The organism is Mesorhizobium sp. M7A.F.Ca.CA.003.01.2.1 (assembly GCF_003998945.1).
Lineage (GTDB): Bacteria > Pseudomonadota > Alphaproteobacteria > Rhizobiales > Rhizobiaceae > Mesorhizobium > Mesorhizobium ciceri.
Genome location: NZ_RZRA01000045.1, coordinates 1 through 12,146 on the forward strand (window position 1 = coordinate 1; position 12,146 = coordinate 12,146).

Here is a 12,146-nt window from a genome sequence, read left to right on the forward strand (position 1 = left end):
ATATAAACCAGCGGGTACATCAGGTCTTCCGGTGCGGATCGGGACGGACGACGGTTGGGGGGTGCTAGTCCTTGACCGTCGAAATATCAGGCGCGTCGACCGCCTTCATGCCGACGACGTGGTAGCCCGAATCGACGTGGTGCACTTCACCGGTGACGCCGCGCGACAGATCGGACAGGAAATAGACGCCGGAATCGCCGACTTCCTCCTGCGTCACCGTCTGCTTCAGCGGCGAATTGTACTCGTTCCACTTCAGGATGTAGCGGAAATCGCCGATGCCGGAAGCGGCAAGGGTCTTGATCGGGCCGGCCGAAATGGCGTTGACGCGGATCTTCTTGGCGCCGAGATCGACCGCCAGGTAGCGCACGCTGGCCTCGAGCGCCGCCTTGGCGACACCCATGACGTTGTAGTGCGGCATCACCTTTTCGGCGCCGTAGTAGGTCAGCGTCAGCAGTGAGCCGCCATCGGTCATCAGCGCCTCGGCGCGCTTGGCGATGGTGGTGAAGGAATAGACCGAAATGTCCATTGTGCGCAGGAAATTGTCGCGTGACGTCTCGACATAGCGGCCAGTCAGCTCATCCTTGTCGGAGAAGGCAATGGCGTGGACGAGGAAATCAAGCTTGCCCCAATGTCTGGCGACATTGGCGAAAACCTCATCCAGGCTCGCCGGATCGGTGACGTCGCAATGGCCGGCGACAAAGGCGCCCAGTTCCGCCGCCAGCGGCTCGACACGCTTCTTGAACGCCTCGCCCTGATAGGTCAGCGCTATCTCGGCGCCATGATCGACGCAGGCCTTGGCAATGCCATAAGCGATCGACCTATTGTTGGCGACGCCAAGAATGAGGCCGCGCTTGCCGGCCATTAGGCCCTGTCCACCCGCCATGTGAGCGCTCTCCGCAAGATTTCAGCTTTGTGGGTTGCCCTATCGCACAGGCACAGAGCCCCTTCAAGCGCTCAAAACGGACAGTTCAGGGGACAAAAGCCGCCGATCAGCCTTTTTGGCTGCGCAACAGCGCTTCGAGCGCGCTGTCACCGCCTTCCGGCAGCATGATACGCACATGAGCGTAGAGATCGCCGTGACCGCCGGCCTTTTCCGGCAGGCCTCTGCCCTTCAGCCGCAGGACCTTGTCGGAGCTCGACCAGGCCGGAATGTTGACCGCGAGCCTGCCGGTCGGCGTCTCGACAGGCACCTTGGCGCCGAGCACGGCATCCGCCAGCATCACCGGCAGATCGGCGTGCAGGTCGCGGCCTTCGATGCGGTAGCGTGGATGCCGGCGCAGATGGATCTTGACCAGCGCGTCGCCTGGCTGGCCCGGCCCCTGCTCGCCTTGACCCTTGAGGCGGATGGTCTGGCCATCCTCGACATAGGCCGGCAGCTTGACCGCCACCTTGCGGCCGTCGGGGAACATCGCCGTCACCTTTTCAGCGGTCGCCGCTTCCTCGATGGTGACGTCGAGCGTCACGTTCAGATCGGCAGCGGTCGTCTGCTGGCGGCGATCGCCCATGCCGGGACCGCGCGCGCCGGAAAAAGTGTCGCCAAAAATCTGGCTGAAGATGTCGCTGTTGCCGTCGAACGGATCGCCACCGGGTCGACCGGAGCGGAATTCGAACCGCGAGCCGCCCGGACCTTGCTGCCGGCGAAAGCCGCCAAACGGATCGCCGCCACCGGCAGCGCCCTCAAAGCCCTGGAATCGCGGCTTGCCGTCAGCGTCGATCTCGCCGCGATCGAAAGCGGCGCGATTCTTTTCGTCGCCGACGATCTCGTAGGCCTGGTTGGCTGCGGCGAAACGGTCCTTCGCCTTTGGATCATTCGGATTCTGGTCCGGATGATGCTTTTTGGCGAGTTTCCGGTACGCCGACTTTATGTCTTTGGCCGATGCGTTCCTGGCAACGCCCAGCACCTCATAGGGGTCGCGCATGCTTACTGCCCTGGAGAAGAGTTGAGTCTCTGGTTGCCTCTTATATGCGCTCCCATAGGAAGAAATTCCAGTGCTGGAGCCGCATATCAGACGCGGAAAATCAGAGCGCCTTGAAGTCCTGCATGCGCCAGCCGCCGGCGCTGGCCAGGCACAGTTCGCCTTCGAACATGGCAACGCCGTCAAAGCTTTCGCGCGAGGCCTTGAAGCGGCGGCAGGTCTGGCCGTTGTCCTTCAATTCCGCCAGATCGGTGATGGAACCGCGCGAGCCGGTACCGGCATTGGCCCATGGGACGGCCTGCCCGCCGAGCTGCTCGATGTCGGCCGAGGAGACTGCATTGCCGATCGTCGTCTGGTCGGAGTCGCGATCCAGACTGGCCGGCGCGGCCGAGGCCGATGTGCTGCTGGTCAGGATCGAGCGGTCGACTTCGGCTTTTTCCAGGCTGAAGCCGCCGGCGCCACAAGCGGCAAGCGGCAAGGCGACCGCCACGATCGCGGCTTTCGCGCTGGCCGAAGCGATAACGCTCCATTGCCTGCTGTCAAAAGCTTGCGCGATAAGCGACAATCGGCAGCCTCCCCCTTGCTTCGTTAAGAATCTTGGCTTTGTAAGAATCTTCGTGACAATTTGAGAAAAACTATGAGTGACACTGAGTTAACAAGCGGTGACTTTACCGAGGCTGCCGAGCCGTTTCGCCTGTTTGCCGCATGGCTGGACGACGCCACGAAAAGCGAGCCGAACGACCCCAACGGCGTGGCTCTGGCGACCGTCGATGCCGACGGCATGCCGGATGTGCGCATGGTTTTGCTCAAGGGGTTCGATGAAAGCGGGTTTGTCTTCTACACGAATTTCGAGAGCGCCAAGGGCCAGGAGATTCTTGGCAGCATGAAGGCGGCGATGTGTTTCCATTGGAAATCACTGCGCCGCCAGGTACGCATTCGCGGACCGGTGGAGATCGTCAGCGACGCCGAAGCCGACGCCTACTATGCGACACGGCCGCGCGGCAGCCGCATCGGCGCATGGGCCTCGAAACAATCGCGGCCGCTGGAAAGCCGCTTTGCGCTGGAGAAGGCAGTGGCCGAATACACGGCACGCTACCCGATCGGCGAGATCCCGCGGCCAAAGCACTGGTCCGGCTTCCGAATCGTGCCCACGACAATCGAGTTCTGGCACGACAGGCCGTTCCGCCTGCACGACCGGCTCGTCTTCAGCCGCAACGCGAAAGGCGCCTGGGACAAGACGAGGCTTTATCCCTGAAGAAGAGGCTCAGGCCTTCTTTCTCGTCATGAACGCGGTGAGCGCGGCGCGCGCCTCATCGGACTTCAGGCGCTCGCGAAAATGCTCGCTTTCCTCGCCGATGCGGGCGACGAGGTCGTCGCGCGAGCCGCGCATCAGGTCGCGCGCGATCTTCAACGCCTGCGGCGGCTTGGCCGCGATCTGGCCGGCGGCCGCCAGCACCGAGGCCTCCAGTGCTGCTTCCTCGACCACCTCGTAGATCAGGCCGGCGGCCTTCGCCCGTTCAGCCGAAAAGCCCTCGCCGAGGCCGAGCAGCGCGAAGGCACCCTGCTGCCCGAGGATGCGCGGCGCCAAGAGGCTCGACCCCGCCTCGGGCACCAGGCCAAGGTCGACGAAAGGCGTCCTGAACACGGTGCGCGGCGTGGCGAAGGTCAGGTCGCAATGCAGGTTGAGCGTCGTGCCGATGCCGACCGCGATGCCGTCGACGCCGGAGACCATGGGTTTTTCGACCCTGGCCAGCGCCATCAGGAAGTCCCAGACTTCGGTGCCGCCGTCACCACCGGTGGCGATGATCATGAAGTCGGCAAGGTCGTTGCCTGAGGAGAAGGCGCCGGGCACGCCGAGAAAGACATGGACGCGGATCTCCGGGTCGGCGTCGCCTTCTGCCAGGCTTTTTGACATTTTCGCATACATGGCGCGCGTCAGCGCGTTCTTCTTGTCCGGCCGGTTCATGCGGATGATCTGGATGGCGCCCTGGCGCTCGACGAGGATATGGTCTGTCACGGTTCTTTCCTTGTGAACGTCAGGCGGAAATCAGCGTTTTTCCGGCAGCGGCGAGGCTTTCGGCGCCATCGATGACGCGCGCCCGCAAAGCGCTGACCTCGCCGAGCAGGTTTTCGGCGAAGAAGCGGCAAAGGGGAATACGGCCTTGGTCGGCAAGAGCGCCGCGCGCCAGATAGGCGCCGCCGGCGGCAAGCGAGATCAGCCTGAGATAGGGCGTCGCACCCGCCAGCGCCTCGTCCGCCCGGCCTTCGGCCGCCAGTTTCTGCAGGAAGCGGGTCGCTTCGCTGAGATCGCCAAGTGCCGCGTCGAGAGCGTCGGCGGTGCGGCCGAAACCCTGCAGGTTCGAGGTCCGCACCGCTGCGGCCATATCAGCCAGTTCGGCGATATAACCATGCACATGGTCGCCGCCGCCGAGCGGCAGCTTGCGCATCACCAGATCGATCGCCTGAATGCCGTTGGTGCCCTCGTAGATCGGGGCGATGCGCGAATCACGATAGAAGGCGGCCGCTCCCGTCTCCTCGATGAAGCCCATGCCGCCATGAACCTGGAGGCCGAGTGAGGCAACCTCGACGCCGATATCGGTCGAGAACGCCTTTGCCAGCGGCGTCAGCAGATTGGCGCGGTCGCGCCAGTGGGCCGCCTCGTCACCGGCGGAGACACCGGCCATGTCGATGGCGTGGGCACAGGAATAGCTGATGGCGCGCGCGGTTTGGGTCAGCGCCTTCATGGTCAGCAGGTTACGCTGGACATCGGGGTGATGGACGATCGGCGCCATACCCGTGCCAGTGTAGCTCGCGGCCTTGCCCTGCCGGCGTTCATTGGCATAGGCGATCGCCTTCTGCGTTGCGGCTTCCGCGACCGCTACCCCCTGCATGCCGACACAAAGCCGCGCATTGTTCATCATCGTGAACATGCAGGCGAGGCCCTTGTTCTCCTCGCCGATCAGCCAGCCGATAGCGCCGGGCTTGGCGCCCTGGAAACCATCGCCATAGATCATGGTGCAGGTCGGCGAGGCGTGGATGCCGAGCTTGTGCTCAAGTCCGGAACAGAAGACATCGTTGCGCGCGCCGAGCGCGCCATCGTCGCCGACCAGGATTTTCGGCACCAGGAACAGCGATATGCCGCGCGTGCCGGCCGGCGCATCCGGTAGCCGCGCCAGCACCAGATGGATGATGTTGTCGGTGAAATCGTGCTCGCCATAGGTGATGAAGATTTTCTGGCCGAAGATGCGGTAGCTGCCGTCACCCACCGGCTCCGCGCGGGCGCGCAAGGCGGCGAGGTCCGAACCGGCTTGCGGCTCGGTCAGGTTCATCGTGCCCATCCACTCGCCGGAGACGAGCTTTCCGAGATACTTTGCCTTGAGGTCTGTGGAGGCGTGTTTGTCGAGCGCTTCGACAGCGCCCATGGTCAGCGTCGGGCCGATGCCGAAGGCCATGGCGGCGGAGTTCCACATTTCGAGCGCGGCAACGCCAAGCATGGTCGGCAGCGCCTGGCCGCCATATTCCTCAGGCCCGGAGAGCGCGTTCCAGCCGCCATCGATCCAGCGGCGATAGAGTTCCTTCCAGCCGGGTGGTGTGGTGACGGCAGCGTCCTTCAGCACGGCACCTTGCCGATCGCCGATCGTGTAGAGCGGTGCGACCTCTTCAGTGGCGAAGCGGCCGGCCTCGCCAAGAACGGCATCGACCAGGTCATCGCCGAGATCGCCGAACCTGCCGGCATCGAGCGCCGATTTCATGCCGGCGACGTGCTTGAGCGTGAAGGCGATATCCTCGACCGGTGCCCTATACATGCCGCTTACTCCTTCCGATGCATCGGTCCTGCCGACCCTAGAGCCAGCGCCGCTGCAAAACCACCCGCCGTATCAGCGCTCTCCCATCTTCTTTTTACGTAAACGTCAAATTTTGTCACGCGGATTTTGCAATCGCGGCGGCGCGTATTAAGTTCAATCCATGCCGGATCAAGTCGACCGGCGACGGATCAGAACCAGCCAACCGGAACAGCCCATGCTTGCCAGACCCGACGCCTATCGCTGCATCGAATGCGGCCTGCCCTATCGAGCGGAGGGGTTCTGCTACCATGGCGGCAGACTGGACCACGGGGCCGCCTACTGGTCGGATCGCGGCATATTATGCTCGCCGCAATGCTCACTCGCCCACCACCGCAAACGCGCCGCCGAGGGCACGCTGCGGCAAGAGCCGGCTCCGGACCCGTTTGAATTCTAGCAGCTGATGCGTCGCCAGCTTTTCTGAAGTCAGCCCCGAAAGTACTTCCTTAACCATAGCCGTTCAGGATTTGTCTTTGATCAACGGGGATTCCCTGTTTTGAAAAGGACGGCGCGTCTCCTTCGCCGCTTGAAGAGTGTCGTGCCGACGCCCTTCAAGCCATTGTTTCCTCCGCATGTCGTTGCCCCAAAACCGCTGCACACTTTTGGGCGACATGCGCTGGCGCTTCTCGCCTTGGCGGCGACGATGGCGCTGTCCACGGCGGCAAAGGCTTCGGATTTTTCCGAACCCTGGAAGAACGCCGACCGCGCTTTGGTGGTCGATGCCTACGAATACAATTCCATCGGTTGGGCCCAACTCGCCACCGACAAGCGGGTCGTCGGCTTCATCAACAAGGCCTCCGACGGCATGCCGCCGCCCTATTTCTGCCTGGGCAACGACATTGAGGTGAAGCTTTGCAAGGCGCTGTGGAAACGCCATGCGGTGACGCGCGAACTGTTCCAGACGCGCCGGGTGGTGGCCAAGGCACTCGGCCTGAAATGGGGCGCCTATCACCTTGCCCGCCCGGGCAATCCGGTCGAACAGGCCAACAATTTCCTCGATTTCGCCGAGCCTGCGCCCGACGATCTCATGGCTCTCGACATTGAGGGCAATGATCCCTCGCAATGGATGTCGCTCGACGATGCCGAGGAGTTCGTCCGCCAGGTGCATCGGCGCATCGGCCGTTTCCCGGTGCTGTACACCAACGGCAAGACCGCCCAGTACATTGCCGACAACAGCTACCGATACCGGCTCCTGTCGCGGCTGCCGCTCTGGTATGCCCGCTATAAGTCCGACATCGACGTGCATTTTCCGATGGGCAACTGGCAAGGCTACGCACTGTGGCAGTTTTCGGCGCAAGCCAATTGCGGCCGTTTCCGCTGCCCTTACAGGGTTGCCGGCACGCCTAACGACATAGACGTCAATGTCGCGCCGACCGACGCCGCCACGCTGCGCGCGCAATGGCCGTTCGGCGGGCTTATCGACGTGCCGCCGGACTATCTCGCCTCCATACCGCTGCCGGTTTCACGCGAGGCCGGCCTCGCCGGCAATGTCACCATCACCTATGCGTCTGTGGCCGCGCCGCCGACTTTCGAGGACATGGTCGCAGCGTTGGGCACACGCTGGTCCCGTTTCCGCGACGGCTTCCGCATGCCGGTCGTGAAGACGGTGCCCCGGAGACCGAGTTTCGGCATTGTCCAATATGTCGCCTGGAAGCGGACCGAGCGGCGTTCGCCCGCACAACTCGACGCTGCGTTTGCCGCTGCCGATCCGCTCAGCACCGCTTCGACCGAACTCGACCGCGGCCAGCGGTAAGCCAACGCGGACTTCAGGTTCCCTGTTCGCGCGCCACCGCCTGCCAGCCGATATCGCGGCGGCTGAACCCGTCCGGCCAGTCGATGCGGTCGAGCGCGGCATAGGCTCGTTTCTGCGCCTCGCCGACCGTGGCGCCTGATGCCGTCACGTTGAGGACGCGGCCGCCATTGGCCACCAGCGCGCCGCCATTGATGGCGGTGCCGGCGTGGAAGACCTGGACGCCGTCGCTTGCCGCGTCTTCGACGCCGCGGATGACCGAGCCTTTTTCCGGCGTGCCGGGATAGCCTCTCGCCGCCATCACCACGGTCAATGCCGCCTCGTCGCGCCAGCGCACCGAAGTATGTGCCAACTGGCCGTCGGTTGCCGCGTTGAGCAGGACCAGCAGATCATCCTTCAGCCGCATCATCAGCACCTGGCATTCCGGATCGCCGAAGCGGGTGTTGTATTCGATCAGCTTCGGCCCCTTGTCGGTGATCATCAGCCCGGCAAACAGCACGCCGGAGAAAGGCGCGCCCAGTTCGGCCATGCCGCGCATGGTCGGCTCGATGATCTCACGCATGGTGCGCTCGACCAGTTCCGGCGTCATCACCGGTGCCGGCGAATAGGCCCCCATGCCGCCAGTGTTCGGACCGGTGTCGCCGTCGCCGACGCGCTTGTGATCCTGCGCGGTGCCGAAGGGCAGTGCGGTGGTACCGTCGCAAAGACAGAAGAAGCTCGCCTCCTCGCCGGTCATGAATTCCTCGACCACAACTTCCGCGCCGGCGGCGCCGAAGGAACCATCGAAGCAGGCATCGAGGGCTGCCTGTGCTTCACTGAGCGTCATGGCGACGGTGACGCCCTTGCCGGCAGCGAGCCCGTCGGCCTTGATGACGATCGGCGCCCCGGTCTTTTCGACATAGGCCCTGGCCGAGGCCAGGTCACTGAAACGGCCATAGGCGGCGGTCGGGATGTTGTAGCGGGCGCAGAGGTCCTTGGTGAAACCTTTCGAGCCTTCCAGCTGTGCCGCTGCCTTGGAGGGACCGAAGACGCGGATATTTTCGGCGCGCAGATCGTCGGCAATACCGGCGACCAGCGGGCCTTCCGGACCGACCACGACGAGGTCGATTTTTTTCTCCCGGCAGAATGCGGTGACCGCGGCGTGATCGGCGATGTCGAGCTTGACCAGTTCGGCCTCGCCGCCAATGCCCGGATTGCCGGGGGCGGCATAAAGCTTCGTCAGCAGCGGCGACGCGGCGATCTTCCAGGCGAGCGCATGTTCGCGGCCGCCGGAGCCCAGAAGAAGAACGTTCATGGCCACCTCTTGATGCCGAAATTCTGCTCTGGCGGCCATCTGATGGCGTTTTCTGCGCTTCCCGTTCTACTGCGTGCAGTAGAACTGAGCTCACGGACCAAATGTCCGCTCCGCTGCGGTTCTCGAAACCACCACCATATGACTCGCCAGAGCGAATTTCGAAACAGTCTCTTGGAGACCCGCTATTGCTCTCCGGGCGACGGGTCAAGGCATCAGGGTGTTTAGATCGCAATTGCGCACGGGAACGTTATCCCCGCAGAAAATTGGCGGCGGATACCGCCGCCAATTTTCTGGCGATTCGCTAGGCGGAGAAAACCACCGGAAACCAGTCCTCGCGCAGCCTCTCGCCCGGCTGCATGCCGTGGCCATGATAGGGCGGCGAGGTGCGGCCCGGCCGCTCGACATAGCGCGCATCGTCACCGACCCAGCGCAGCGACAGCGCCCGGCGCCGCGCCGCGGTCATATTGCCACGCGCGCCATGCGCGGTCCTGAAGTCGAACAGGATGGCGTCGCCCGGCTCCATTTCCCATTCGAGCACCTTCATCGAAGGGTCCTTGTCGGGATCGGGCACCGGCAGATAGTCGCCCTCGCCGGCATAGAAATTGCTATCGTCGAGCCAGCGCACCGGCAGGATCATCTTGTCCCATTTGTGCGAGCCGGCGATCAGCCGCAGCGTCGCCTCTTTCACCGGGTCGATGGGTATCCAGAAGCTCACCGTCTGTTGGCCATCGACGAAATAGTAGGGGATGTCCTGATGCCAGGGCGTCGGCTTCTGCGTGCCGGGTTCCTTCACCAGCACATGATCATGGAAGAACTGCGCGGTGCGCGACTGCATCACCGCCGCCGCCAGTTCGGCGGCGGGTGAGTCCCGTACCAGGCTGACGAATTCGGGGATGCGCTCCCAGTTGCAGTAGTCATCGAAGAAACTACCGCGACCGTTGGCTATGTCGGATGCGGTGGCGCTGCGGTTCTGCATGTTGCGTTCGATGCCGGCGGCAATCGTGTCGACCCAGCCCTTGAAGGCGCCGCGAATGCAAACAGCGCCGTCACGCTGATAGTCGGCAATCGTGGACGCGCCGATCCTGGTGGCGTCGAGGGTGGCAGTCCGGGAAGCCATGGCGTTCTCCTCTTGGAATAAAGCCACTATCGCAACATCTATTCATTCGGTAAAATAATAACTATCGATCTGACATATAGAGTGCCTCTATGAGTGTGACTTTCACGCAGCTGCGCTATCTGGTTGCCGTGGCGCGTCACGGCAGCGTCACCGGCGCGGCAAGGATGCTGAACGTCTCTCAGCCGTCGATCTCGGTGGCCATCGACGCGGTCGAAAAGAATTTCGGCCAGAAACTGTTCGTCCGCCAGCGGGGAAGCGGCGTGTCGCCGACATCGTTCGGCCGCGCCGTCGTGGCCAAGGCAAGGCAGGTTCTCACCGAAACGGAGGAACTCATCGGCCTGGGTTCAAGCAAATCGGCTGTCAGCGGCGAGTTGGTGTTGGGATGCTTCGAGGATCTGGCGCCTTTCTTCGCGCCGGCTTTGATCCGCGCCTTCTCCGAACGCTATCCGGCCGTCAAGATCGTCGTTCGCGACGAGACGTTCGAGACGCTGGGTCGACGGCTGGGTGACGCGGCCATCGATCTCGGCCTGACTTATGATCTCAGCCTGCCGACGCATTTCGCCCGCATCCTGCTGCGTGAACTTCGCCCGCACGCGCTGTTGCCGGCAGGCCATGCCCTGGCGGATCGCCCGTCGGTCAGCCTTGCCGATCTGGCCGCCTATCCGCTGATCACCACCGACCAGCCGCACAGCTGGCAGCATATGCTCGACCTGTTCCGCAGCCGCGGCCTTTCGCCTGTGGCCGACATGACGACAAGCTCGTTCGAACTGCAACGGAGCATGGTCGCCAACGGCTTCGGCGTTGCGGTCAGCTACACCCGCCCGCATGGCGACCGCAGCTATGACGGGCTGCCGCTCATCTGCAAGCCGCTGTCGGATCCGCTGCCCATGCAGCGGATCCTGCTTACCTATGACACGCATCAGCGTGTGTCGAATGCAGCGCTGGCCTTCGTCGAGGTGGCCAAGGACTGGTTCGCCACCCGCGACATCTTTGCCTCGTGAAAGGCTGACGGGCGCCGCGTCTCCGCTTGCCGCTTGACGGTTTCCGCCGCTGCTGCCACTCCATGGGCATGGAAACCATCCAGTCGAAAGCGGCCCAGGGCCGTGTCGCCGATGCGCCGAACGGCCATTGGGTCTACCGCGTGCTGCCGCGCTCGATATGGCCCTATGCGCAGCTTGCGCGGTGGGACAGGCCGATAGGCTGGCAACTGCTGCTGTGGCCGTGCTGGTGGTCGGCGGCCTTGGCGGCAAGCGCCTATCCGCGTCCCGGCGACCCGCTGCTCTCACTGCTGCCGGCGCCTTTGTATCTTGTGCTGTTCCTGGTCGGGGCCATCGCCATGCGCGGCGCCGGCTGCACCTACAACGACCTCGTCGACGAGGACATCGACAACCAGGTGGAGCGCACGCGCTCGCGACCGCTGCCGTCAGGCAAGGCGACGCGCCGGCGGGCATGGCTGTTTCTCGTCCTGCAGGCCCTGGTCGGCCTCGTCGTGCTCATCCAGTTCAACAGCTTTGCCGTCCTGCTCGGCATCTGCTCACTGGCGGTCATCGCCATATATCCGTTCATGAAGCGGATAACCAACTGGCCGCAACTGGTGCTCGGCCTTGCTTTTTCCTGGGGCGCGCTGATGGGATGGGCGGTCGAGTTCGGCGATCTCGATGGGCCTGCTGTCATGCTCTATATCGGCTCGATCCTGTGGGTGATCGGCTACGACACGATCTACGCGCACCAGGACAAGGAAGATGACGCCATTGTCGGCGTGCGCTCGACGGCACGCCTGTTCGGCGACAACACCAAGGCCTGGCTGGCCGGACTTTATGGCGGCGCGCTGATCTGCTTCGCCATCGCCTTCGCGTCGGCGCAGGCGCCGGTGGTGGCGCTGGCCGGGCTGATCGCCGCCGGCACCCATATGGCGCGGCAGATCGCCGTGTTGGACATCGACAATCCGGACCAATGCCTGCGCCTGTTCAGGTCGAACAACCAGGTCGGCTGGCTGATCTTCCTCGGCCTGATCGGCGGCGCTGTGTGGGTGGCTCTGAAGCCGCTGGTTTAGCGGGCTTTTTCCCTTCTCCCCTTGTGGGAGAAGGTGGATTGGCGCGCAGCGCCAAGACGGTTGAGGGGTGCTGGACGGAGTGCCGGCGTTGCCAAGCTGGAACACCCCTCATCCGACCGAGCTTCGCTCGGCCACCTTCTCCCACAGGGGGAGAAGGAAGAACCTTCCTACTCC

At 63.6% G+C, this 12,146-nt stretch carries 12 protein-coding genes; 5 read left to right on the forward strand and 7 right to left on the reverse strand.

Annotation, left to right across the window (positions count from 1 at the left end; all coding sequences use genetic code 11):
• Positions 1 to 64 precede the first annotated feature (64 nt).
• From fabI to EN969_RS03885, 3 genes are all read right to left on the reverse strand, one after another.
• Positions 65 to 883 carry an enoyl-ACP reductase FabI gene (gene fabI, locus EN969_RS03875; protein ID WP_063167666.1) on the reverse strand — a complete coding sequence of 273 codons (819 nt, stop codon included), beginning with the start codon at positions 881 to 883 and terminating at the stop codon, positions 65 to 67.
• A gap of 106 nt (positions 884 to 989) precedes the next feature.
• Positions 990 to 1,919 carry a J domain-containing protein gene (locus EN969_RS03880; protein WP_063167665.1) on the reverse strand — a complete coding sequence of 310 codons (930 nt, stop codon included), beginning with the start codon at positions 1,917 to 1,919 and terminating at the stop codon, positions 990 to 992.
• A 100-nt stretch (positions 1,920 to 2,019) separates the two neighbouring features.
• Positions 2,020 to 2,481: an RT0821/Lpp0805 family surface protein gene (locus EN969_RS03885; protein ID WP_013532805.1), complete on the reverse strand. Its 462-nt coding sequence runs from the start codon at positions 2,479 to 2,481 to the stop codon at positions 2,020 to 2,022.
• A 72-nt stretch (positions 2,482 to 2,553) separates the two neighbouring features.
• Here EN969_RS03885 and pdxH point away from each other — a divergent pair, with 72 nt between their 5' ends.
• Positions 2,554 to 3,171, forward strand: a complete 618-nt coding sequence (gene pdxH / locus EN969_RS03890) for a pyridoxamine 5'-phosphate oxidase (protein ID WP_063167664.1) — start codon at positions 2,554 to 2,556, stop codon at positions 3,169 to 3,171.
• 9 nt (positions 3,172 to 3,180) lie between these two features.
• Here pdxH and EN969_RS03895 read toward each other — a convergent pair whose 3' ends face one another.
• The gene (locus tag EN969_RS03895; protein WP_063167663.1) at positions 3,181 to 3,933 is read right to left on the reverse strand and encodes a crotonase/enoyl-CoA hydratase family protein; all 753 of its coding nucleotides are present in this window, start codon (positions 3,931 to 3,933) and stop codon (positions 3,181 to 3,183) included.
• 19 nt (positions 3,934 to 3,952) lie between these two features.
• On the reverse strand, positions 3,953 to 5,722 hold the full coding sequence (locus EN969_RS03900; protein WP_063167662.1) for an acyl-CoA dehydrogenase: 1,770 nt from the start codon (positions 5,720 to 5,722) through the stop codon (positions 3,953 to 3,955).
• A gap of 214 nt (positions 5,723 to 5,936) precedes the next feature.
• Here EN969_RS03900 and EN969_RS03905 point away from each other — a divergent pair, with 214 nt between their 5' ends.
• Together EN969_RS03905 and EN969_RS03910 are read left to right on the forward strand one after the other, a co-directional pair.
• Entirely contained in the window at positions 5,937 to 6,155 is a 219-nt protein-coding gene (locus tag EN969_RS03905; protein ID WP_013532811.1) for a hypothetical protein, read from the forward strand.
• A 246-nt stretch (positions 6,156 to 6,401) separates the two neighbouring features.
• Complete coding sequence (locus tag EN969_RS03910; RefSeq protein WP_032809930.1) at positions 6,402 to 7,511, forward strand: glycoside hydrolase family 25 protein; 1,110 nt, start codon at positions 6,402 to 6,404, stop codon at positions 7,509 to 7,511.
• 13 nt (positions 7,512 to 7,524) lie between these two features.
• Here EN969_RS03910 and purD read toward each other — a convergent pair whose 3' ends face one another.
• Both purD and EN969_RS03920 read right to left on the reverse strand, forming a co-directional pair.
• Positions 7,525 to 8,802 (reverse strand): phosphoribosylamine--glycine ligase, encoded by a 1,278-nt coding sequence (gene purD / locus EN969_RS03915; protein ID WP_063170188.1) that lies wholly within the window; start codon positions 8,800 to 8,802, stop codon positions 7,525 to 7,527.
• 301 nt (positions 8,803 to 9,103) lie between these two features.
• Positions 9,104 to 9,919: a phytanoyl-CoA dioxygenase family protein gene (locus EN969_RS03920; RefSeq protein WP_013532814.1), complete on the reverse strand. Its 816-nt coding sequence runs from the start codon at positions 9,917 to 9,919 to the stop codon at positions 9,104 to 9,106.
• 89 nt (positions 9,920 to 10,008) lie between these two features.
• Here EN969_RS03920 and EN969_RS03925 point away from each other — a divergent pair, with 89 nt between their 5' ends.
• On the forward strand, positions 10,009 to 10,920 hold the full coding sequence (locus EN969_RS03925) for a LysR family transcriptional regulator (protein ID WP_063167661.1): 912 nt from the start codon (positions 10,009 to 10,011) through the stop codon (positions 10,918 to 10,920).
• Between the two features lie 68 nt (positions 10,921 to 10,988).
• Positions 10,989 to 11,972 (forward strand): 4-hydroxybenzoate octaprenyltransferase, encoded by a 984-nt coding sequence (gene ubiA, locus EN969_RS03930; protein ID WP_063170187.1) that lies wholly within the window; start codon positions 10,989 to 10,991, stop codon positions 11,970 to 11,972.
• Positions 11,973 to 12,146 lie beyond the last annotated feature (174 nt).